Raw genomic sequence first — 21,013 nt, 5'->3', positions numbered from 1 at the left:
CGGCATAGCGCGACGCTCTGGGCCGATGCTTAGGCTGTGAGCATGACCGATTCCGACCCCACTGGCACGCCACCACCGCCGCGTCCCGTGTGGGTGAAGGTCTTCTCGCTCGTCGTCGCCGTACTGGGGATCATCTTCATCGCCGTACACCTGCTCACTGGTGGCGGAGCTCAGATGATGAACCACTGATGATGCTCGGCCCGCGAGCTCGTCGCGTCGCTCTCACCGTCCACGTGCTGGTGTCCGTGGGCTGGTTCGGTGCGGTGGGCGCGTTCCTCGCGATCGCGATCGTCGGAGCGACCAGCAGCGATCCCTTCACGGTCCGAAGCGCGTACCTGGCGCTAGATCCGCTGGGAACGTTCGTCATCATTCCGCTCGCCCTCGCATCCCTCGCCACCGGAATCCTGCAAGGCCTCGGAACGCACTGGGGTCTCGTGCGCCACTACTGGGTGGCGATCAAGCTGTGGCTGAGCGTCCTCGCGACCGCTGTCCTCCTGCTGCACACGCGCCTCATCGAGACGATGTCCCTCGCCGCCCGCCACGGGCTCATCCCCTCCACGCTCGAGGGAACCCGCACGCAACTGGTCGTCGCGACCGCCGGCGGCGCGATCGTCCTCGTGGTCATCACCGCCTTGTCCGTCCTCAAACCTCGCGGCCGCACCCGGATCGGGCTGAGAGCAACCCGAACGACGTGACCGGCGTCGAGTGCCGGCGTGTCAGCGCCGAGACGATGAGGGGACGCGCGGGTGATCGCCGCCCGGGCGCAGCGCGATCCAGAGCCCGCACCGCCGGCACACGTATGCAGCGCCATTATTGAGTGCGTGAACCTGACGTCGACGCCGATCCCTCCCGCAGCAGGAGCAGGTGACGCAGAAATCAGGGTTCACGGGAAGAGATCGCTTCCACGAGCTGCTCCGTCGTCGGAAGACCCGCCAGCCCGTCCGGCGTGAAGTAGATCCGACAGGCGAGATCCGTGGTCCGCCCTGCCGACGGGAACAGGTCTTCCCCGTCGAAGGTGATCGTCGGGGAACCCGCGAAGGCGACGTCGGCCGCATCCTCCGATGTCGCCAGCAGTCGGTAGGTGACAGGGACGTCGGAGTGGCCGGTGGTCGCCAGCGCCTCCTCCAGGCGAGGGCCGACGTCCTTCCAGTTCGGGCAGTCGTCGATGTGGAGAACCTCGATCATCATGCTCCGATCATCCTCCTGTCCTAACCCCTTCAGCCCGGCGACAGCGCTTCGCGAGCGCGTTCACTTGCTCTCCCATGAACGAACGTCGACGTGACAACGGATGCCGGCACCAGGTCACCGGCGAGTCGCGTCTCACGGCCCGCGTCCGCGAGCTGTGTTCCGCAAGGCACCTTCGCGACACTCGTGATCGGCGATAGCGGCAGTACAAGCATCGAGAAGAGCTGAGCTTTTCTCCGATAATCTACCTTATGTCAGTAATGGCGCCGTAGCCTCGGCGGGCGACCGTACATCACCGTTCCCTGATCGACGGTTCAGGCGTCCCGATAGTCGCCCCATCCCCGGGCATTTCATCGGGCGGGTCATACGGGACACGAACGCCAGCGTCGGCACGCGAGGCGTTCCGCTCGCCGATGTGGAGCGGACGACGATCCCCTTACGGGACGACCACCGGAGGGCGATTCTCTTGCGGGACGGCCACCGGAGGGCGATTGACTTGCGAGGAAGGATGCGGCTGCGCCAGCGGAGCATCTGCACGAGGGCAGTGCCGACCGCGACGACGGAGACGCCGTTGCCGATGAGCCAGATGATCCCGAATCGGCGGAGCGTGGGGAGGTCGCCCCACCCTTAGAGGGGCTTAGTTAGACCCTCTAGTGACTGGGTAGGCTGTGCGCGGCTCGATCGGTGATCCCTGTCAACTGATCGTCTGGCGTTTGGTTGCAAGCTGCAGTCAGACGTCGGCGAGGGGTGCACCGACCCGAACGATGCACCCCTCGCCGCACTGGCGGAGCTTGTCGGTGTCGCGCGTTCCCCTGGCTCACACATGACCGCTCCGTCAGTACCGGATTGTATTCAGAGCGCCGCCGGCGACTCGGTCCCTTGACGAACACCGCGTTGAGCGGCTTGTGCCTCACGACCCCAGTGACGGTGCCCCAGTCCTGGGGTTCCGTTCACTCGGCGGGAGGCGGTGGGTTGGTGCAGCGTTCGGACAGGTCGGAGTAGACGAGTCCGTCGGGGAGGTCGGCGCGGAACGCTTGCTGGGTGGCGTCGTCGTTGAGGACGGACCAGTGGACATCGTCCTGCACCTCGGGCTCGAACTTGTCCCACTCGAACCAGTTGATCATCCGGATGTTCGGGAACCGCGTCGCGGTGTCGTTCGAGAGGACCTGCCGCCACCAGGCCTGCTTGATCGCGAGTTCGCCCGCCGGGTCGCCCCGCGGGACGACGAGCGCCGCGGTCTCCGGGATCGCGACCGGCTTTCCGTGCTCGACTCCGTAGGTCTGGTAGAAGTCCGGCGCGGCTGTCTCGTCGCCCGCTGCACCGTTGTAGGTGCCGGTCAGCTGCGCGGCGAACTTGCCGGCCTCGGGCAGCTCGTTCTCGCCCCACGGATGCGCGGAGCCCCAGTGGTAGAGCGACATTCCCACCCAGTCGACCGCGTCATCGCCCGGATAGTAGGGCGCGTAGGGGTCGTCCTCGATGGTGAGGACTCCGTCGCCGGTCGTGTCCAGCAGAGCGAAGTCCGCCGAGCCGGGCTGCGCGGCGAAGGCGCCGCCAGCGAAGGGGTAACCCTCGGCACTGTTCGGCGCCCACATCATCGCGGTACCGGGAGCGCCCGAGTGAACGGCGTCGGCGACGCGGCGGAACGTCTCGATGTAGGCGGCGGGCTGCTGCCCCCACGCGTACCAGGAGCCGTTCATCTCGTGCGCGAACCGCACAATCACCGGCACGCCCTGCTCGTTCACCGACGCGGCGAGCTGCGCGATGTCCGTCGCGACGTCATCGTTGACAGCGGCGAGCCCCTCGATCGTCTCGAGGGTGAGCAGGAGCGTTCCGCCGTTCACTCGCAGCTGCTCCGTCGCGGCGTAAACCTCCTCGCGCTCCCCGTCCGTCAGCGGCAGGTCCGCGAAGGCCACCGCGACGGAAGGGCGCTCGCCCAGAGCGGTGCTGTACTCCTTCAACGACTCCACCCCCCAGTCCAGATTCACGCCGAACAGAGCGCCCTCCGCGGGCACGATGTCGGCCGCGGGACGGACGATGCACATCGCGACCTCCCCTGCGGCGGATGTCGAGCAGCCGGCGAGAGCGGAGGCGGCAGCCGCAAGCGCGAGCAGGGAGAGCGGGCGTCGTCTGGGCATGCCTCACGGTAACCGAGCAGCGAGCTCGGGACGGAAGCGTAGATCACACCGAAGCAGCGTCCGAACACGAACCCCCTACCGAACGCCCGCTGGGCCATCCCCTATCGGACACCCGTTGGGGCACGCCCGAACGGGACCTTCGCCGGATGGGCCGCTCGTAGACTTCCCGCATGCCACAGATGGATGCGTTGCAGCTGGCCGCCGGTGCGTACACGGAGAAGAAGTGGGACGCGAGCAATTGGCGTCAGTTTGGCCGCGAGACGGGCATGACCGACATCCTCTCTCGACACCCTCGGCTCTATCGTTCGCAAGACTGGGGAGACGACGATTACCCGGACGCGGCGCTCGAAGTGCTCGGGCAGGTTCTCGCGGAGGCGGGTGTCGAGTCTCCCGGCGAGAAGGGGCGCATGGACCTACTGGCCGACTCGATGCCGGACCTTCCAGCTTGGATCGCGGCCAATGCGCCCGCCCGAACCAAGCGGTTGTTCCAGGAGTACCTTGCTGCTCGCGATGTCTCCGAAATTCCGGAGCAGTGGCGCCCGAACCCCAGCAGCAGCGAAACCGCACCGACCACTGAAGCAATCTCGGACCTTGCCGCTCCAGAGCCGGCCCCATGGGAGTCCGCGCCTGTGAACCAGGACCCCGATCCGTTCGAGTGGCAGCCCGCTGCGCCGCCGTCTTCCGGACCGACAGAGCCAGCTTCTTGGGCGGTTGCGCCGACCGCGACATCTCTACCGACAGCCGCAGCCGCGCCCGCTACTAGCAGCGGGACTCGCGACTCGCCGTCTGGCGCCGGACGATCGCTGTTCATCGTCCACGGTCACGACGAGGCAGCACTGAACTCCGTTCGTGTGTACGTCCACCGCCAGGCCGACATGATGCCGGTATCGCTCGCGGAGGAGCCCGGGCGAGGGCGGACCATCATCGAGAAGTTCGAAGATTACGGCGACGACGCGTCCTACGTGATCGTCCTCCTCACTCCGGATGACGTCGGCCAGACCGTCGCGGCGCGTCAGGCGGGAGACGAACCGTCAAAGCGCGCTCGACAGAACGTTGTGCTTGAGCTCGGCTACTTCATCGGCAAGCTCGGCCGCGAGAACGTCGTCGTCCTCGACGCATCGGTGGAACGCCCGTCTGACCTGAACGGGCTGAGCTACATCTCTTACCCGGGGCTGAACTGGAAGGACGAACTACGCACCGAGCTCGTCGCAGCAGGGATCATCAACTAGCGCGATGATGGCCGCGCTCCTGCGGCCAGCTCATAGCCCCGCCGCGGACCGAAAGACGCCCGAAGACCCATCCCTTTACGGGACGCCCGCCGTCCATAACCCGTGGACATGCGGCCATTGAGGAGACGACTGCCCGCTGGGCGCTCGCGCCCTCTCTTGGCAACCCCCTCCTCTGTTGAGTCCTGGGTTGTTCAGTATGGAGAGCATGCAGCAGCTGACATACGCGTCTCGATGTCTTCTCACCCCGGACACGGTGAGTCACGCGCTGTTCGATCTGGTGACCGCGCTTCATCCCGGGCAGCGGCCGGAGGCGGTGTCGATCCCCGTCCTGACCGAAGACGGCCGCTTACTGGAAGCGCGACTACTCCTGCACTCAGGCACTGAGCTCGTCTCGATCACGGCCGCAGACACGCCTCACATCGAGGATGAGGGTGCTCTGACCGTGGCGTCCGCCGCCGCCGTGACCGAGGTCCGCCGCCGAATCGCGGCCGCCGGGGTCCCGGTGGAGCGTCCGGTGATCGAGGACGACCCGACTTCCTTCACCTTTGAGGAGCGCTATGAGTGGGCGTGACCACGAGCACAACGAAGCCCCGTCGACGACAGGGTCACTGACTGAGGTGACCACGCGGTCCAACGTCGTCCACCAGGCGGCCGGGTTCGTCAGCTTCATCCTCAAGACTCCCGTCGACACCGCACTGACACTCCTCCTCGACGAGGCTCGCGCCACGGGCGTCGATGTCGCCGTACTGGCGCAGGACGTCATTACCAGACGACGCCCCGTCCCCACTCCGAGAGACAGCACCCCTCCCCCGCCGGCCGGGTGACAGGTCACGAGAAGGATCGTCCCACTCCATGGGCCGATCACGCCCAGAACACCACCCGGCGACCAATGGATAGCCGAACCTCCACCTCGATCTGCGCACAACTGTCCCTGAGGCGGGGAGCGCTGAACCTGTAACGCCTGGTCACCGCCGGCAGCCGGCCCCGGCGGGGCTGTGTGGTGCACTCGCGCCGGAGGCGGCCGGCGGTCCCTCGGCCAACCGGGGCGAATGGCGGGGTCCGCGGCAGCGGAGCGCGACAAGCGGTCTACGCTGCAGAATCAGCCTAGAGCGGCCCCGCGTCGGAGGGTGGCTTCCGTCGGCGATGTCACAATGACGCCTCGACCACTCCTCGTCCTTGCTTCACTCGAGGGGCGCTGATCATGCGCGGCACGGCCCGACTCGCTACCCCGAGAGACCCGGCAGGAGGGGTCTACCGGGATTGAGCAGTGAAGATGCACCCGGTATCTTTAACGCGTCCGGAGAGTGCGGGCGTCGACGTCGTTCGGCGGCTCTCTCGGGCAGCGCCCCAGCCTGCTCGAACCCCGATCCTTCGTTCCGCGACCGATCGCCCCGTCGGTCGCCTATCCCAGTGATCGGCTCTTCCCACCGATCGCGACCCGCGTACGGCTTCACGCTCCGTCCGCGCCCGCGCATCATCGCTTCGCAGCTGTGCGCGGATGTCTCGTGCCCGGCTCCTACGCCGGGTCTTCCCTGACGCGGCTCGAGCCGCGTCACCTGCACAGAACGGCGGCACGCGCAATGGGCGCTCTCCTCTACGGCACTCCAGCAACCTCCCACGAGATCGAGGACCGCGCGCTCGCGCATCTGCAGATCGTGATCATCAACAAGTTCCGCCGCGACGAAGCATTCGCCTTCCGCATCGACGCTTCAAGCGCGCACGGCACCGGTCGACGCACACTCTGGCTCCACCCCAGCATCCCCGTCCAATTCACCTTCCGCGGCAGCCGAACGCCCGCCGTCAACCCGGCGTGGGTGCGCGCGCTCATGGAAGAAGCGAATAGCGGACGAGGCCTCGCTCTCCTCCCCGAGCCCGGGTACCGGCACGAGTCCGAGGACCACGCACTCACCGCGTGACACCGGTCCCGTCTCCACAAGAACACCACTCCGACACCTGCGCAGGAGAGCGGCGCAGCTCGCGCAGCTCGCGCAGCACGATCGCCCCACAACACGGCGGCACGGGTGGAGTTCGCGCCGACCGTGTCCTCATCTCATCCAACCGCTCGGAGAAGTCCGGCCAGCGCATCGAGATCGGCGCAGCTGTGTCGGATGCCCAGGTCGTTGGCGGTTCCCTGCTGAAGCGGTGACTACTCTCCAGCAGCTGAGCGCCGAGCGGCGTCCGCCTGGTGGCGATACAGCGACGCGCGACTCCACCCGACAAGGCGAGCAGCTTCCTCGGCAGTGCGACCGCGCGCTCGCGCATCCGCGGCGATCGCGAGCTTGTCCGCGACCACTACAGGATCTGAGAGGGGTCGGCCGAAGCGCGTTCCATTCGCACGTGCAGCGGCGATGCCAGCGTTGACGCGTTCGACGATGAGCTCCCGCTCGTACTCGGCAAGCGTGGCGAGCATGTTCAGCATCAGCCGACCGGTCGACGTGGACGGGTCGATGCCGTCGGAGATCGACCGGACCTGCACGCCACGCTCGCGCAGCAGGTTCACCGTGTTGAGGACATCGATGAGGGATCGGCCGAGCCGGTCGACTCGCCAGACGACGACGGTGTCCCCGTCTTCGGCGTGCTCGAGGAGCTTCTTCATCCCGCGCCGCTCGATCGCGGTCTTGCTGCCGGACGTGACGTCCGCGAACACATCACGCTTTTGCACGCCGGCGGCGACGAGCGCATCGACTTGCAACTGCGCATCCTGACTTGACGTACTCACACGCGTATATCCGAGAAGCCTCACGATCACATTTTGACTCGGAAAGCCCCTCCAACCACCCTGTTGAGACGAAATACGGCGAGACACGTTATCGAGACGGTGAGACCTCCGCCGTTCTGCCCAAGGCCAACCTTGAGACAACCGCGAAGGCCATGTCTCAGAAAGCTAATACTTTTCGAGCTTGGTAGGCGGCGATAGACAGCTCCCGTACGAGCACTGCTGCCGGCAAGCTCGCTATCTGCGAGGTGGTCACCTGAGGAGTGGCCGGGAGACTTTGCCATTTCTGGAATACAACGGCCGCGGTGGTGGTTGACTACATGTGCAGGTGCCCGCCCGACAGGTAAGCGAGGGCCCCTGCCCGCAACTCCGTTCGAGATGCGGTTAGTGATCGGAAGGACCGATCCGTGAGAAAAGGAGAAAAGTGATGGAAATTCAGATTGGAGGTGAATCTCGATGACGACGACCAGCCAGTTCTGGACCGATCTGGGCATGCAAGCCCCGGCAGGTCCACTGGAGGAGCCGATGCGCTTCCGCATTGAGACCGACCTCCGCAAGGAGATCGACCGGATCGAAGCGTTCGCGAGAGGCGCGGGATACCGCGACGTCTCGCGATCGGACATCATCCGCGTCGCCCTGCACAGTTTTGTCGAGGGGTTCCGCGAAAGCGTGCCCGAAGTTGCGAACGTCTTCCTCCCGGAAGAGCGTCCCCTCGGCGACAGGGCCCGAGCCGGAAAGGGATCTACGCACCTCGCGTAGCTCTCCCCAGCTCAACCCCACCCCCAAGGGGGACCCAATGAACACCACCACCACCAGTCCGAACGAGGACGACGACAAGAGGAAGGACAGCACTCCCGCCGGCGGGAATCCGTCAGACCAGGACACTCCGGCGAACACCATCGAACCGATCCGCGACGCGCAGAAGAAGTCGGCCCTTGGGGGCTACCTCTTCGGCCAACTGCTCCGCGGCGCGGCCAGTGGCGCCACAAGTGGCACCGCGAAGGAATGGTGGAACAACCTCCTCAACGGAGGTTGATGAGGATGCCGGCAAGGGCGCTGCACTGCGCAGCGCCCGCCGGCCCTCCGCGCCCGCCGGCCCTCCGCGCCCGCCGGCCCTCCGCGCTCGACGCGCTCGACGCGCTCGTCAGTTTTGTTCCGACCCCTCGGCCCCCTCCGCTGTCCCACCCGGTGGGTTCTGACAGAACCAAGCCCACGCCTCATCGAGCGGCGTCCACAGGTAGCGATGGCGAACACGCGACCGGTACCACGCGGACCGCTGGACGAATGCACGCTCCGTCGATGCAAAGTCGCCCCACAGCCAGCCTCCGCCATAAGGACCCATCCCGTAGGGAAGATCTCCCCAACCACCTCTGGTCGCGAAGGTGATCAGTTGGTGCGTCCGCCCTCCACGGGCAAAGACGAGCGCCCCGACCGCCTCACCACCCGTGTTCTCGTAGATCTCGTCCTGAGCCTTGATTGCCCGAAGTCCAGTCGGCTTGAAGTACGCCTCATGAAGGTCGTAGACCGCGTGCAGGCCGAAGTGTGCATCGATGGCGGCCGCATCCATGTCGTCACCCTCGCAGGCCCCCTTCACACGCTGAGACGCGATCTCCAGTGCGCGAAGACCGAGTGCAAACACCTTGCTCACGTCGTCCATGTACCCATCTTCGCACCTAATCAGCGAAAGTAGTTGACTAGATGGTGGCCGATCACTACCGTGCTTCTTCGACGGTACTTAGTTCGAAGAAGGAGTCATCATGATCGTTGTCAACTTGCGGAAGTCATACCGAGATGTCCTGACCGGCGAGCGCGACATGGATGACGCGACACTCGGCTGGTGGGCCGGCGTTACCGATGAGGCTGCCGCACGCTACGGCGACGTGATTGTCGGAGTCTTCAAGGAGCAGGTCGTCTCGGCTTACGACACCTCCGGCTTTGAACGAGACGACGAGGGTCGCGTCTTCTTCGACGGCAACGTCTCGGTCGAGTTCGCTGTCCTGATCGGCAGACCAAATCCCGCTAAACCGTGGGTGCGCGGTCAAGCCCGACCCATTCAGTACCTCGACACCGCGATCGTCCGCGAAGGCGATGCCACTGTCGTGCGGGAGGGCCGTCATCTACGAGCAGTCGTCGCCGGCTACGTGCTGACGGTCGACTCGGACGGCCTCGCAACCGTCGAGCCTCCCGCCGGTGGGGTCGTCACGGTCACCGCCGCGGGATCGAACGGTCGCCTTCTGGATCTGCCACTGCAGTGAGCACCGCTGGCCGCGCGAGCTGACCAGCATGTCGCCTGATTGCGCCTCTGAGTGTCGATCGCCTTGAATGAGACGGAAGTCGGTCGTGAACTGACTCACCGAGGGGCCGGCCACGTGGGCCAAGAGGGCGACGATCCGACGACCGAAGGGTTGTTCGGTCACTGCCGCGTGTCAGTGGACTGGCACATAGTGTGTTCTCGTGCCTTCCGATCCTCTCGCTGCTCTCAACTTCGATCCGGCGACAGCTCGGAAGGCGCGAGGTGCGTTCTTCACGCCGAACGGGATCACGCAGCACCTCGCGGAGTGGGCAATCCGCGGCGCGGGTGATCGCGTGCTGGAGCCGAGCACTGGAGAGGCCGCCTTCCTCCAAGCCGCCGTCAGCCGCTTGAAGGCGCTGGGTCTCGGAACGCCGCGAGTCGATGGCGTCGAGATCCACGCGCCCAGCGCACACGCTGCGCGATCGATCGTGGCCGCCGCCGGCGGTCACGCACAGATCCGGGTAAGCGACTTCTTCCTCGTGGAAGCGGCTGCGAGCTACGACGCGATCATCGGGAACCCTCCGTTCATCCGCTACCAGGAGTGGACCGGTGAGCAGCGCGACCGCGCCCGCTTTGCCGCACTCCAGCAGGGCGTCGCGCTGACGGGACTCGCGTCGAGCTGGGCGGCGTTCGTTGCCCACTCGGCCGGCTTCCTCAAGCCCGGAGGTCGTCTGGGCCTGGTCCTGCCCGCAGAGCTGTTGAGCGTCAACTACGCAGGGCCAATCCGGCGCTTCCTGCTGGAAAACTTCGCGAGCGTCGAACTCGTCGTCTTCGACGAGCAGGTCTTCCCGGACGCAGAAGCGGACACAGTGCTCGTCAAAGCCGACGGTTGGAAGCAGCAGCCTGCCGGTCGCGCGATGCTTCGACAGACGCGCAACGCGCAGTCCCTGAGCACCCTCGACGTCGGCACCTCCTGGGCGCCACTAGACACGACCGCCCGCTGGACTCCGATGGCCCTCTCCCCCTCGACCGCCAGCGTGGTCGAGCACCTCACAGCAGCAGGCCTGTTCGTCCCTCTCTCCGAGTATGGGGACACCACCCTCGGCGCGGTCACAGGTGGGAACAGATTCTTCGCTCTCCCCCCTCAGCGCGTGCGCGAGCTCGGCATCCCTCGCCGGGACCTACTGCGAATCAGCCCTCCAGGAAGCGCTCACCTGCGCGGCCTCGCGCTGACCGACCGCGCAATGTCCACGCTAGGCAAGGCCGGCGAGCCGACCTGGCTGCTCTACCCCAGCAGCACCCCGGCGCCCGCAACGCTGCAGTACATCGCTTTCGGGCACGCGACCGGCGTCGACGAGGCGTACAAGTGCCGGGTCCGCAAGCCGTGGTGGAAGGTCCCCGTCCTCAAGGCACCGGACCTCCTCCTCACCTACATGAACGCAGACACCGCCCGGCTGACGACGAACAGCGCCGGAGCTCGCCACCTCAACAGCGTGCACGGCGTCTACCTCACCGAGGCGTACCGGGATCTCGCGCGCGACGTCCTTCCGGTCGCGTCCCTGAACACGATGACACTGCTGTCCGCCGAGCTGGTCGGTCGCTCCTACGGAGGCGGCATCCTGAAAATCGAACCGCGCGAAGCAGACCGATGGCTGATGCCCGCGCCCGCGCTCCTCGAGCAGCACCGTCACGCTCTCACCGCCGCGAAGGGTCCGGTGATGCGCCGGATCCGGAACCGGGACCTTCTTGGCGCCGTCGCCCTCATCGACCAGATCCTTTTCGGAGACACGCTTGCGATGAACGAGCTGGCAGCGCTGCGGGCCGATCATGCTGCACTCACCAGCCGGCGGACCGTTCGCGGTCGCAGCGGCGGCCGTGCTCAGGAGCCCACCGATGGCTAAGCCCGACTCGTTCAGCCCCTACGACGACATCCTCGCCGCAGCCCCTCTCACCGACCCCTGGCTGCATGCGCGCGGTGAGGCACCCGCTTACGGCCCGGACTACCCGCTGTTCGAAGCCCTGCTCAGCATCCCGATCGCGGCGGGCATGAGCTGGACCAGCGGAGCGCTCGCGAACGCCGTCGACTCGTGGCTCGCATACGAACTGCGTCGCGCCGGCTTCGGCGCCGACGAGGTGTGGCCCCGAGCCACACGCCCCCGGATCCTCCCCCGCGACGTGGCCGTACTGCTCGACAAGCTCCCCAAGCCGATCGCGGACGACCTCCGACTTCGACTCCAAGCCATGCCGGCAGTCGCGCCCACCGACGCGAAGATCCTCGGCCGGGCCTACGAAAAGCAGGTGGACGTCGCGATCGCCCGATGGGACCGCGGCCCCGAACTCCTCCTGAGCACCAAGACTCAGCTCTCCTCATTCGGGAAAAACCTCAGCAACCGGTTCGAGGAAGCGTATGGAGACGCCGGCAACCTCCGCAGCCGCTACCCCCTAGCGGCCGTCGGGTTCTTTTTCGTCCAGCGGGCGAGCATCCTCACCGAAGAGCCCGACGCATTTGAGAAGACCGTCGACATGATGCGCAAGCTCCGCGACCTCGGCGGCGCCAACGGCTACACCGCTACCGGTCTCGCCCTCGTCAACTGGACTCCTGACGATCCCACAGTCAGGGTGGAGCTCGACCGCGTCCCGGAGGATGTCCAACCGGAACAGTTCATGCTCAAAATGATCCAGCAGGTCCTCGCCGCAACCTCCGTGTCACAGCACGTCGATGTTCGCAGCAAAATCGAACGGCGTTACATCCCCGTCGTCGAAGAAGATGAACTAACCAAAGAGTTCTGATCCGATGGAACAACCACGCAAATGACTCGAAAGAGGAAAAAGGGCTCGCGGCGACCAGGACCAGCGGTTCCTCCCGGACATGTCCCCGTCGCTGGCCCGCTAAGCCGAATGAAGCCTCTTTTCACGTTGCTTGAAGAAGTGATTCAAGCAGCCGATCGCGACGTCGGAATGTTCGGCCCAATTTCTCCGGGCGAAGAACTATTTGATTTTGTGATGATGAACCGAGGAGCTAACATCCTCAAAGCCATTAGTATTCTTACGGAGAACGGCCACTGGGAGATGGCCGCGGCACCTAATCGGCAACTGTTCGAGCTGCTGCTCAATATCGAAGAAATTAATCGTCAGGCCGATCGAAGCAAGGCCATCGAAAAGTACCGTAGGTTCGGCGCGCTCCAATTCGCTCGCGGCCGCCGCGAGGAACTCGCATACAACAAGGAAACCGGGCGAACGGTCGACGCGGACGAGGTAATGAAGCTAGACGCAATACTTGAATCGGAGCTCTTCGAAGTCTTTAAGGCAAAAACGCGCGAAGACGGAAGCGTGCAGTGGGTAGGGCACTGGAATCGGACGAATGCGAAAGAAATGGCCAACGCCTCCGGACAGGAAATCCGCGCCTCACAGTACCGCCTACTGTTTAGCCGTTGGTCTGAGGAGGCACACAGCTCTCCCGGAGCATTATTTGCAGCAATGAACCGGACCGTGGAGGAAGGCTGGATAGCCAGAATAATTGCAGACGACGATGTGCGCACGGCGGAGATTGTGGGCATGGCGATTCCACTTTTCCTCGACGTGCGACGACTCCTCCCCAGAGCTCCGGCTCTCAACCACGAGGAGGCGGCAGAGTGGGTCGATCGTCTCCGCACCTGGACTTTAGACAATTTCACAATCGACGGCGGGTCTTTTGCCCGCGACGACGTGAAGTAGGCCAAATTTCAAGGACTCCTGCTCTAGCGAGTCTATGGTCAAAGCATGCCGCACGCACAGTCAAAGCGCACGCCAATTGACCCTGCTTGCCGCGCCGAAATTGCTATAAGCCTCCAGAAGTTGATAGAGGCAGCGCAGGAGGTAGTGATTGCCGCCTGGGTGGCGGGTCCTGCAGTCGATTCTCGCGCTGAAGCACATCGAAAAGCGCCCTTGGTCTCGCGTCGATTTGTCTATGGCGCTCAAGAATCAGTGTTCTATGGCCTCTTGGCTGGACTTGACCACGCGCGAGCTGCCGCGGACATTTTGGCGTCAGGGCGAAGCAATTTTGCACTTGCCACTCTGGTGCGTGGTTCGCTGGAATCTTATGCGCGCGCATGGTGGATCATTTCCGCCGACGACGCAAGAGATTTAGTGTCACGATGGCTTGCCGCCCATTCGCAGGAACTGCGAGATTCACTCAAGCGCAGTCCGGATAGCAAACTATCCGACCTGGACGGCAACGTCAGACCATTGCAAGAAGTCCTCAATGAGTACGAGATGGACCTGACTGAACTTTGGGGCTCCGTTCGAAAACGCCCTGGGTACACCGAGATGGCAGCGACGATGGCGGAAGTTTATGCCAAGAACCTCGGGCGCGCTCGATACTCGGAACTCTCGGCAATTGCCCATGGCGAGGCTTTGGGTATTCACACGTTTATGTATGAGCGAGCGGGTAGAGCAGGAGTAATGCTTCCCGTTGACTTCGTACACGAACGAGCTTTCGAGATATATGCGCTAGTTTCTTTCACTACACTTACCTTTTACGAAAACTGGGGTTTCTCGCCTAATGCTCGGTGGGGTCGAGCGTTGCTCGATGCCAATGAAGTTCAAGCTCGATTGAGCTAGTTCCGCATGCGCGTCCTATACAAGCGTGAGCTGCAGCGACCAGTCGGTCGGTTTGTCAACGGCTCGTCCGTCGTGGTCGGTGAAGACGTAGAAGTAGAAGGTGGAGAGCCGCTTGTCGTTGCTGCCCGACAGGGCGCCAGCTGCGTAGAGGCGGGTCGCCCATTGCTCCCCTACGACGGCTTGCGCCCAAGCGGTGTACTCGTCGGGTTCGAGGATCTCCGAGTTGCCGACGAGGAGGTTGAGGCCCTTCACGGACACGCTGACCAGGGAGAGTGTCGGGTCGGCGCCGGAGTCCGGTTCGAGTTCCGCGGCGGGTCCGCGGTCCAAGAGGACGGAGACCTCGGCGCGCCGGTTGGTCAGGGATCGTCCCCTTAGGCGTGGGAGTTGTCGTGCGCGCGCGTGTGCGAGCTCGTGCAGCTGGGCGTCGGTGAGCCCGGGCCGTGAGGTGATCCGCTCGCCGGCGTCGGTGAAGAGGGTGCGTTGCATGAGGCGGATGTCGCGCTCGTGCTTGTTGACGATCTTGCGGACGAGTGGCGAGACCATGCCCGGAGTTTAGAGGGAGGGAAGACAGCCCTCGGCTCGTCGTGGGACGCTGACGGTATGACCGCTCCCCGCACTCCTCTGGCGCGAACCGCTCTGATCGCGAACGGCATGGTGTGGTTCGGGGCGTCGGTGATGTTCTTCGCGATCGCCGGCGAGCAGACATACGCGGCGTTCACCGGCGAGTGGTTCAACGTCCTCGGCTGGGCACTGATCCTGGCCGTGGCGGTCGGTCTCGCGGTCGTGGGTGTGATCGAGAACCGGAACATTCGAGCGGGGAAGACGTACAAGCGACGTCCTCGCCGCTGATCACCGCTCGAGCGCGGGTGGCCGTTTCACGCGCGTGACCGGGGGGGTCGAGGGGGCTCTCCCCCTCGTGCGGGCCGGCCCGTTCCGGGTCGACCCGCACACGCTTTCAGAGGGCGAGCGTGTGGAGCATGAGCACGGTGGAGCCGATGGGGGTTCCGAAGTCGGTGTAGTCCTGGGTCGCGCGGCGGTTGCTGATGAGGTCGAGGGCGACCAACTCCTCCTCGGATTCGTCGGTCATCGGGTCGGGGTCGTCGTCCCACGCTCGGAGCACGGTCCGGTCTGCGTCGAGGACTCGCCAGAGTCCCCAGACTCGGGCGATGGGGCCGGTCGTCTCGTACTTGAAGACGAGAGCGGTCGCGGTGGGCCAGCCGTGCGCGGCCGCGGCGACGATGAGCGCTCGCGCGGCGGCGGCGGTTGCGGCCTGGTCGCCGGAGGCGGTGGCGGCGTCGACGGCGGCTTGCGCGTCGCGCAGCGCCGGGGTGTGTCCCCACACGTCGACGTCGACGGTGGGAGTCGTGGTGGTGGTCATGGTGGGCCTTTCTGCAAAGTCGAGGCGGGAGGGCGGGGACCGGCGGTTGCCGGTCCCGCGGAGCGGGCTAGCTGAGGCCCGCGGCGTCGGCTGCGGTGGTGTCGCCGGTGACGACCTGCTCGACCGGGGAGAGCGTGTAGCCCCAGGCCGCGAGCTGGCGGAAGTGAGCGGCGGCGCGCTCGTCGCCGCGGCGCCACGACTCCTTGCTCGTGTTCGCCTCCTCGCCTCCGAGAACGACGGCCAGCGCGACGAGGCGGGCCTTCGCGGGGTTCGCCTCGACCAGTGCGCCGAGAGCGTCGGCGTGGAAGCCGGAGGGCTGCGTGATCCCGAGGAGGGTGTGCGCGAGCGTGTTGCCGTTGCTCATTCCGGAGGACACCGAGAAGCGGTGCACGGTGAGGCCCAGGGCGATCACCCGGTCCGCGTCCTTCGGGAGGTTCTTGCGGGAGAGGAACGAGGCGATCCACTCGCGGCGCACCGTCTCGGCCGCGTTCCACGCCTTGTTGCAGGAGATGAGGATGCGACGCTCGGCCTTCTGCTCGTCGGTCATCGGTCCGGCGGTGTTTCCGCCCTCCTTGCGGAAGCCCGCGGCGCGGGGTCGGAGAGGTAGTAGCTGACATCGGCGCTCTTGCCGGTGAACACGACCCGGACGTAGGCGGCGCGTCCCTCGACGTTCTCGATGTCGGCGGCGTCCACGCGGGAGCCGTCCTCCTTGCGGAGGTCGCGGATGCTGGTGTGGCTGGTGTCGCCGTAGTAGACCTCGCTGTCGAGGATCGCGAACCCGCGGGCGGTCAGCTCGGCCTCCGCGGCGGCCTTGACCTGTGCGCGGGCTCGCTCGTCGCGGGCGCGCTGCGCGGTGTGGACGAACTGGGCGGGATCGGTGGTCGCGACCTTGATCAGCTGTCCGCGGGTCTGCTCGTCCTCCTCGAACTCCAACAGCACCGCGGCCTGATCCAGAGTCAGCTCGTGCTCATGGAGAACGGACGTGACCGTCGCGGACTCCGCGACGGCCAGGCCCTTCTTCACGGTCGCGGTCTTGGTACCCGTGCGCTTGGCGATCGACGCGGCGGACACGCCCTCGAAGGAGAGTTGCGCCCACGCGGCGGTGCGGTCCGCGGTCGAGAGTTCGGCGCGCTGGTCGTTCTCGATGATCTGCTGCACGATCCGGTCGGCGGTCGTCTCGTCGCCCTCCACGACGTACACGGGGATGCTGGCGACTCCGGCCTCACGGGCGGCGAGGGTGCGGCGCTGTCCGGCGCGGACGATGACGTTCCCGTGCTCGTCCCGGCGGGCGAGAACAGGGGTGATGACGCCGTTCTCACGGATGTTCGCGATGAACTCGGGTGTGACCGGGGCGCTGGTGCGCACGTTCGCCTCAATAATGAGGTCCGCGGGTGCGACGTGCTGCATGGTCCCGGTTCCGGTGGTGATAGTCACGATGGTTTCTCCTCAATCGGTGTGCGACCATGAAGGTGACGAGTCCCGTGGTTCTAGTCCAACTACGGGGCTTTTGTCGTCTTCCTGATCGTTTTTCTTTGCCTCTCCGGCGGGATGAAACCAATTGAGTGGAGCCGGCGGAGTGACGGCTCTCTCGGGCGAAATAAGGGAGCGTGCGACCGCGTCCGAGAGAGACGGCACGCAGCCGGCGGAGCGAGATAGGTTGAAACCGCGGAGAGGTGAAGAAAACCTGGAATCGCGCCGCGCAGCGGCTCCCCGCTGCGGCGCTCCGTCGCCGCTGCGCGAGCGGAAGCTCGCGCCCCCGGAGGGGAACACCGGGGAGTGCGAGGGGGTCGCCCCTCGCGGCCGGCCCGAAGGCCGGTCCCGCCCCGCTGGGTCAGAGCCAGCTCTCCGACCAGCCCTCGGGCGGGACGACGGCGTGCGCCTCGCCGGTCCAGTGGACGTAGTAGAGCGTGCTGCTGTAGTCGTGATCCCCCGCGGTCACGTCCATCCGGCGGTTCTCGACGTCCGGCTCCGCACTGCTCCAACGGGTCGAGACATCCACGGCGCGAAGCTCTCCCCCGTCGCTGACGAGCCGGGCGCAGACGGGGCAACGGAGTGCCTGGTAGGTCTCGCCGTCATCGGTCACGGTCTCGACCGTGAGGACCGGGGCCGCGGCCCATACCTGCTGGTGCAGGCTCTCGATCGTGGCAAGCATCGCGTCCGCGTTCGCGGCGGGGCTGAGGAACGCGATCAGCGCGGCCGCGTAGTCGGTGCCGTCATCTATGACGGGGAACCCGCCCGGGGTGCCCTGCCCGGGCAGGGTGAGGGTGTTGCGGACGTGCGCGAGGATCTCGGCGTCCGTGGCGGCGGCGTCCTCGTCGGACTCGTCGCGGCGCGTAGTGAGGATGAGGTCGAGCTGGGCCGAGGTGGCGCGGCCGGTGTCGGTGCGGATCATGGTCTGTTCCTCTCAGCGGGTGACGGTCTAGGCGTGACGGCGGATCGCGGCGCGGCGGGCGTACATGACGCACACGCGGAACGAGCCGCTGGTGAAGCCGTGCAGCTCGTCGGAGTGCCACGCCTCCCACGTCCCCGAGGGGCGGCGGGTGACGAGCACGGACGGCGTGGTCTTCGGGTCGGTGCCCTCGACGCGGACGCTGACCGCGCGAGTGTTCGCGAGGGTGAGGTAGGTCTTCGCCGTGGTCTGCGGAACGGTGCTGGTCTGCATGGTGTGGGTGCTCCCTCTGGCTGATCGTTTTTCTTTGCCTCTCCGGCGGGGAAAACCGTTTGAGTGGAGGCGGCGCAGTGACGCCGCTATCGGGCGAAATAAGCCCGCAGGGCGCGTCCGATAGCGGTGGCACGGAGCCGATGGAGCGAAATAGGTTGAAACCGCGGAGAGGTGAAGAAAACGCGGAGAATGGGCCGCATCGCGGCCTCCGATTCGCGGTGCTCCGTCGCCGCTGCGCGTGCGGGAGCTCGCGCCCCCGGAACGGGATGCCGGGGAGTGTGAGGGGGTCGCCCCTCACGGGCCGGCGGCGCCGGCCCCCGCTCGAGCGGCCGGTGTCGGCGTCGGGTGCGACGAGGGGAGCATGTGGGAGCTGGCACACCGGACGCGCGCGGAATCGGCATCGACGGTGGTGCGCAGCAGCGCGGCGACGAGCTCCGCGGCGATCGCGGAAGTGCGCGCGGCGATCCCGGAGGATCACGTCATTTTGTACGTGCTCCGGGTCGACGGCGGATCGGAGTAGGGACTACTCCGCTGCGGTGCGCGCGGCGCTCTCGCGCTCGGTCGCGACGCGGAGGATCCTGCGCTGCACCGGCACCTGGACCACCAGCAGTGCGACGTAGGCGACGGTCGCGAAGATGCGGCCGGGAAGCCAGTTGGTGCCGTCGACCCACATGGAGGCGATCAGGAAGCCGAGGCCGACCTCGAAGGTGACATAGACGCGCACGAAGTCGCGCGCGGACTTCCGGTTCTGGATCGGCAGGTGCCGGTTCGGGATGCGCGCCAGCAGCACGGCGCCGGTGATGAAGAGGGCAGGGGCCATCACAACGAGGACGTTGGGGAGGAGGGAGTCGTACACCATCGCTTCTCTCGATCTACTCGGCCGCGGGAGCGGCGCTGCGGCGCGGGGTGCGCTGCGCGGCCGTCGTGACGACGGCGGTCGCGCGGGTGAGGTTGGGGCCGATCGCGTCGGCCTCGATCACTCGGCCGGTGCGGCGGTTCTCTCCCTCACCCCAGGCGACAGTGTGCTCGTAACCTACGACAATCACGCCGTCGCCCTTGTGGAGGGAGGCGAGCACGTGCTCGCCCAGCTCGAACTTCGCTTCCACGAAGTGCGTCGTCGGGGCCTCGTGCGCGGTCCACTCCCCTCCGCGGAACTCGCCGGTGTTCTCGATCACGCGCAGCTTCACGATCTGCACGCGGCCCGCCTGCACGGCCTCGGGGTCGGTGGCGAGGTTCCCGGTGATCGTCCTGGTGCTCATCTGTCGTCTCCTGCTCGTGCGGTTCGTGGGTCGTCCCGTCGACGTCGGCGGGATCTCGTTCGCGGCGTCGGCCGCGGGGGTGTCGGTGGGGGGCGTCTCGATGCCCCAGGACGCGAGAGCGTCGCGTCGGGTGACCTCGACGGGCGGCTCGGACAGCGCCCTGCGCTGTTCGAGCTCGGCGCGCGTGACGGCGACGCTCGGGAGACGCCGCTCGTCGCCGTAGGCGAGGCGGTAGTACCGATCGGCCTCGTTCTCCAACCAGTCGACCTCGCCTTGACGGTCTGCGCGCCCGGCGAGGTACCCGGCCCGGTAGTCGTCGCCGGTGACGTCCGGGCCGGTCACGCTGCGTGCTTCTCGATGAGGTCGGGGCGGAAGCCCGACCAGTGGTCCTCGTCGCTCGCGACGACCACCGGGGCGGCGGAGTAGCCCAGCTCCTCGGTGATGTACGCGAGCGCGGCGGGGTTCGTCGTGATGTCGACGGTCGTGTACTCGATGCCCTTCTTCTCGAGCACCCGGTAGGTCATGGTGCACTGCACGCACGACGGCTTCGAGTAGACGGTCAGAGCCACGGGCCCTCCTTCGTCCAGTAGTCCGCGTGGGCGTCCACCTCGTCGAGGTCACCCTGCGTGGAGTGAATCAAGAGCCACCAGTCGACGGCCGCATTATGACCGGCCTTCTCGAGCATCTGAGCGATTACGGTCACCTTCGCGCAGGAGAGGGTCGGCGCGATCGCCCTCGCAACGTCCACGCTTGCGAGAGCTGCGGCGTAAGCGTCAGCGGCGGCGAGGAACGTGGCGACCGCTTCGCTGTAGCCAGCATCGGCAGCGAGGTACGTCGTGACGGCTTCGGTGTTGTCCGGCTCGTTCATCGCTGGATTCCTTCCGGGGTGTGGGCGTCGCCCTCGTCGTCATCGGTCGCGTGCTCCGCGATCCACAGGTCCGCGGCCTCGTCTCGTCCGAATGCTCGCAGGAGTCCGGCCAGCGCGTCGACCTCCGCGCAGTTGAGGCGCGGGGCCACGTCGACGGCGGTGTCTCCGCTGAACACGGATGCGAACTCTGCCATCGCGTCGAGGAGGGTCGGCTCCTGGGGCGTGGGTGCGGTGCTGATCGTGTCGGTCATCGTGGGTTCCTTCTCGGTGGTGGTGGGCGGGTCAGTGCTGCTCGGAGCGGGTAAGGGTGTCCACGAACATGACGCCCTCGGGGCCGGGAATCGTGGCGGTGTGAGCGAGCGCCCACCCGTTGCGTGCCATGCCCGAGAGGTCGACGTCGCGCTCCGCGATCCGGCGCAACTGGCTTTGCATCCCGTCTTCGTTCGCGGCCGGGACGAAGGTGCTGACGGTGGTGATCTGCTGCATGTTCTTCCTCTTCCTCATCGTTTTTTGCCGTGATTCTCAATCAGGTTTGTCAAGCCAGCGGGGGTGGTCTGGCTCGGTCGTTCTTCCTTCTCTCCCAGCGTTTTTTGCCTGGAAGGCACGTAGTGCCGAGCAGGGTCGGAGGTGGGAGCGCAACCCGGAGGGCGGAGGAGGAGAGGTTGTCGGCGCGATGTGAGGGAGCGCAGCGACCGCGTGTCGAGAACCTCGGAGGAGCCGGCCGCGCAGCGGCTTGCGCGGACGCCGGA

Annotated in this window: 31 protein-coding genes; 15 read left to right on the top strand and 16 right to left on the bottom strand. The window is 66.2% G+C overall.

Annotation, left to right across the window (positions count from 1 at the left end):
* The first annotated feature begins 42 nt into the window (after window positions 1-42).
* Window positions 43-189 carry a hypothetical protein gene (locus AC0CID_RS20085; protein ID WP_230674267.1) on the top strand — a complete coding sequence of 49 codons (147 nt, stop codon included), beginning with the start codon at window positions 43-45 and terminating at the stop codon, window positions 187-189.
* On the top strand, window positions 189-695 hold the full coding sequence (locus tag AC0CID_RS20080) for a DUF2269 domain-containing protein (protein ID WP_465228305.1): 507 nt from the start codon (window positions 189-191) through the stop codon (window positions 693-695). Before AC0CID_RS20085 ends, AC0CID_RS20080 begins: the two co-directional genes overlap by 1 nt.
* 181 nt (window positions 696-876) lie before the next feature.
* Here the strand turns inward: AC0CID_RS20080 and AC0CID_RS20075 are convergent, their stop codons facing one another.
* Window positions 877-1,188 (bottom strand): thioredoxin family protein, encoded by a 312-nt coding sequence (locus AC0CID_RS20075; RefSeq protein WP_465228304.1) that lies wholly within the window; start codon window positions 1,186-1,188, stop codon window positions 877-879.
* Between the two features lie 947 nt (window positions 1,189-2,135).
* Window positions 2,136-3,320: a glycoside hydrolase family 26 protein gene (locus AC0CID_RS20070; protein WP_465228303.1), complete on the bottom strand. Its 1,185-nt coding sequence runs from the start codon at window positions 3,318-3,320 to the stop codon at window positions 2,136-2,138.
* 170 nt (window positions 3,321-3,490) lie between these two features.
* On the opposite strand from AC0CID_RS20070, the gene AC0CID_RS20065 reads away from it, so the two are divergent.
* The 4 genes from AC0CID_RS20065 (at window position 3,491) to AC0CID_RS20050 (ending at window position 6,465) form a co-directional block, all read left to right on the top strand.
* Complete coding sequence (locus AC0CID_RS20065) at window positions 3,491-4,549, top strand: TIR domain-containing protein (RefSeq protein ID WP_465228302.1); 1,059 nt, start codon at window positions 3,491-3,493, stop codon at window positions 4,547-4,549.
* 205 nt (window positions 4,550-4,754) lie between these two features.
* Window positions 4,755-5,120: a hypothetical protein gene (locus AC0CID_RS20060; protein WP_465228301.1), complete on the top strand. Its 366-nt coding sequence runs from the start codon at window positions 4,755-4,757 to the stop codon at window positions 5,118-5,120.
* Window positions 5,121-5,166: 46 nt separating this feature from the next.
* Window positions 5,167-5,373 carry a hypothetical protein gene (locus AC0CID_RS20055; RefSeq protein ID WP_465228300.1) on the top strand — a complete coding sequence of 69 codons (207 nt, stop codon included), beginning with the start codon at window positions 5,167-5,169 and terminating at the stop codon, window positions 5,371-5,373.
* A 756-nt stretch (window positions 5,374-6,129) separates the two neighbouring features.
* A complete protein-coding gene (locus tag AC0CID_RS20050) occupies window positions 6,130-6,465 on the top strand; it encodes a DUF7882 family protein (protein WP_465228299.1) in 336 nt (111 codons plus the stop codon).
* Between the two features lie 230 nt (window positions 6,466-6,695).
* Here AC0CID_RS20050 and AC0CID_RS20045 read toward each other — a convergent pair whose 3' ends face one another.
* Window positions 6,696-7,292, bottom strand: coding sequence for a recombinase family protein (locus tag AC0CID_RS20045; RefSeq protein ID WP_465228298.1), 597 nt, complete (start codon window positions 7,290-7,292; stop codon window positions 6,696-6,698).
* A 429-nt stretch (window positions 7,293-7,721) separates the two neighbouring features.
* Between AC0CID_RS20045 and AC0CID_RS20040 the strand changes: the two genes are divergently transcribed.
* Both AC0CID_RS20040 and AC0CID_RS20035 read left to right on the top strand, forming a co-directional pair.
* Window positions 7,722-8,024, top strand: coding sequence for a hypothetical protein (locus AC0CID_RS20040; protein ID WP_465228297.1), 303 nt, complete (start codon window positions 7,722-7,724; stop codon window positions 8,022-8,024).
* 37 nt (window positions 8,025-8,061) lie between these two features.
* Window positions 8,062-8,301, top strand: coding sequence for a hypothetical protein (locus tag AC0CID_RS20035; protein WP_465228296.1), 240 nt, complete (start codon window positions 8,062-8,064; stop codon window positions 8,299-8,301).
* A gap of 108 nt (window positions 8,302-8,409) precedes the next feature.
* On the opposite strand, the gene AC0CID_RS20030 is transcribed toward AC0CID_RS20035, so the two are convergent.
* The gene (locus AC0CID_RS20030; protein ID WP_465228295.1) at window positions 8,410-8,922 is read right to left on the bottom strand and encodes a hypothetical protein; all 513 of its coding nucleotides are present in this window, start codon (window positions 8,920-8,922) and stop codon (window positions 8,410-8,412) included.
* 100 nt (window positions 8,923-9,022) lie between these two features.
* On the opposite strand from AC0CID_RS20030, the gene AC0CID_RS20025 reads away from it, so the two are divergent.
* The 5 genes from AC0CID_RS20025 to AC0CID_RS20005 all read left to right on the top strand — a co-directional run bounded on the left by AC0CID_RS20025 (window position 9,023) and on the right by AC0CID_RS20005 (window position 14,097).
* Window positions 9,023-9,520 carry a hypothetical protein gene (locus AC0CID_RS20025; protein WP_465228294.1) on the top strand — a complete coding sequence of 166 codons (498 nt, stop codon included), beginning with the start codon at window positions 9,023-9,025 and terminating at the stop codon, window positions 9,518-9,520.
* A 199-nt stretch (window positions 9,521-9,719) separates the two neighbouring features.
* The gene (locus AC0CID_RS20020) at window positions 9,720-11,399 is read left to right on the top strand and encodes an HsdM family class I SAM-dependent methyltransferase (protein ID WP_465228293.1); all 1,680 of its coding nucleotides are present in this window, start codon (window positions 9,720-9,722) and stop codon (window positions 11,397-11,399) included.
* Entirely contained in the window at window positions 11,392-12,288 is an 897-nt protein-coding gene (locus AC0CID_RS20015; RefSeq protein ID WP_465228292.1) for a hypothetical protein, read from the top strand. The genes AC0CID_RS20020 and AC0CID_RS20015 overlap by 8 nt, the downstream gene beginning before the upstream one ends.
* A gap of 108 nt (window positions 12,289-12,396) precedes the next feature.
* Entirely contained in the window at window positions 12,397-13,212 is an 816-nt protein-coding gene (locus AC0CID_RS20010; RefSeq protein WP_465228291.1) for a DUF5677 domain-containing protein, read from the top strand.
* Between the two features lie 45 nt (window positions 13,213-13,257).
* Window positions 13,258-14,097, top strand: coding sequence for a hypothetical protein (locus AC0CID_RS20005; protein ID WP_465228290.1), 840 nt, complete (start codon window positions 13,258-13,260; stop codon window positions 14,095-14,097).
* A 15-nt stretch (window positions 14,098-14,112) separates the two neighbouring features.
* Here the strand turns inward: AC0CID_RS20005 and AC0CID_RS20000 are convergent, their stop codons facing one another.
* Window positions 14,113-14,640, bottom strand: a complete 528-nt coding sequence (locus AC0CID_RS20000; RefSeq protein ID WP_465228289.1) for a hypothetical protein — start codon at window positions 14,638-14,640, stop codon at window positions 14,113-14,115.
* Window positions 14,641-14,697: 57 nt separating this feature from the next.
* Between AC0CID_RS20000 and AC0CID_RS19995 the strand changes: the two genes are divergently transcribed.
* Window positions 14,698-14,946: a hypothetical protein gene (locus AC0CID_RS19995; protein WP_465228288.1), complete on the top strand. Its 249-nt coding sequence runs from the start codon at window positions 14,698-14,700 to the stop codon at window positions 14,944-14,946.
* Window positions 14,947-15,052: 106 nt separating this feature from the next.
* Here AC0CID_RS19995 and AC0CID_RS19990 read toward each other — a convergent pair whose 3' ends face one another.
* The 5 genes from AC0CID_RS19990 to AC0CID_RS19970 all read right to left on the bottom strand — a co-directional run bounded on the left by AC0CID_RS19990 (window position 15,053) and on the right by AC0CID_RS19970 (window position 18,137).
* On the bottom strand, window positions 15,053-15,475 hold the full coding sequence (locus tag AC0CID_RS19990) for a hypothetical protein (protein WP_465228287.1): 423 nt from the start codon (window positions 15,473-15,475) through the stop codon (window positions 15,053-15,055).
* A gap of 67 nt (window positions 15,476-15,542) precedes the next feature.
* A complete protein-coding gene (locus tag AC0CID_RS19985; protein ID WP_465228286.1) occupies window positions 15,543-16,022 on the bottom strand; it encodes a hypothetical protein in 480 nt (159 codons plus the stop codon).
* Window positions 16,019-16,909: a ParB/RepB/Spo0J family partition protein gene (locus AC0CID_RS19980; RefSeq protein ID WP_465228285.1), complete on the bottom strand. Its 891-nt coding sequence runs from the start codon at window positions 16,907-16,909 to the stop codon at window positions 16,019-16,021. Before AC0CID_RS19980 ends, AC0CID_RS19985 begins: the two co-directional genes overlap by 4 nt.
* Window positions 16,910-17,306: 397 nt before the next feature.
* A complete protein-coding gene (locus AC0CID_RS19975) occupies window positions 17,307-17,867 on the bottom strand; it encodes a hypothetical protein (RefSeq protein WP_465228284.1) in 561 nt (186 codons plus the stop codon).
* Window positions 17,868-17,894: 27 nt separating this feature from the next.
* On the bottom strand, window positions 17,895-18,137 hold the full coding sequence (locus tag AC0CID_RS19970; RefSeq protein ID WP_465228283.1) for a hypothetical protein: 243 nt from the start codon (window positions 18,135-18,137) through the stop codon (window positions 17,895-17,897).
* Window positions 18,138-18,498: 361 nt separating this feature from the next.
* Here AC0CID_RS19970 and AC0CID_RS19965 point away from each other — a divergent pair, with 361 nt between their 5' ends.
* Window positions 18,499-18,657 (top strand): hypothetical protein, encoded by a 159-nt coding sequence (locus AC0CID_RS19965; protein WP_465228282.1) that lies wholly within the window; start codon window positions 18,499-18,501, stop codon window positions 18,655-18,657.
* 3 nt (window positions 18,658-18,660) lie between these two features.
* Here the strand turns inward: AC0CID_RS19965 and AC0CID_RS19960 are convergent, their stop codons facing one another.
* Genes AC0CID_RS19960 through AC0CID_RS19935 form a run of 6 tightly spaced genes read right to left on the bottom strand, consistent with a single transcriptional unit; the run spans window position 18,661 to window position 20,750 of the window.
* Complete coding sequence (locus tag AC0CID_RS19960; RefSeq protein ID WP_465228281.1) at window positions 18,661-18,996, bottom strand: hypothetical protein; 336 nt, start codon at window positions 18,994-18,996, stop codon at window positions 18,661-18,663.
* 13 nt (window positions 18,997-19,009) lie between these two features.
* A complete protein-coding gene (locus AC0CID_RS19955; protein ID WP_465228280.1) occupies window positions 19,010-19,738 on the bottom strand; it encodes a single-stranded DNA-binding protein in 729 nt (242 codons plus the stop codon).
* Entirely contained in the window at window positions 19,735-19,965 is a 231-nt protein-coding gene (nrdH, locus tag AC0CID_RS19950) for a glutaredoxin-like protein NrdH (protein ID WP_207406706.1), read from the bottom strand. Before nrdH ends, AC0CID_RS19955 begins: the two co-directional genes overlap by 4 nt.
* Window positions 19,956-20,264 carry a hypothetical protein gene (locus AC0CID_RS19945; RefSeq protein WP_465228279.1) on the bottom strand — a complete coding sequence of 103 codons (309 nt, stop codon included), beginning with the start codon at window positions 20,262-20,264 and terminating at the stop codon, window positions 19,956-19,958. The genes nrdH and AC0CID_RS19945 overlap by 10 nt, the downstream gene beginning before the upstream one ends.
* The gene (locus tag AC0CID_RS19940; protein WP_465228278.1) at window positions 20,261-20,515 is read right to left on the bottom strand and encodes a hypothetical protein; all 255 of its coding nucleotides are present in this window, start codon (window positions 20,513-20,515) and stop codon (window positions 20,261-20,263) included. The genes AC0CID_RS19945 and AC0CID_RS19940 overlap by 4 nt, the downstream gene beginning before the upstream one ends.
* Window positions 20,516-20,546: 31 nt before the next feature.
* Window positions 20,547-20,750 (bottom strand): hypothetical protein, encoded by a 204-nt coding sequence (locus tag AC0CID_RS19935; protein WP_465228277.1) that lies wholly within the window; start codon window positions 20,748-20,750, stop codon window positions 20,547-20,549.
* Between the last annotated feature and the right edge of the window lie 263 nt (window positions 20,751-21,013).

The sequence above is a fragment of the Rathayibacter sp. AC451 genome (assembly GCF_979253095.1).
The sequence above is the reverse complement of the archived record's forward strand: the minus strand, read 5'-3'. Positions and strand labels throughout refer to the sequence as shown.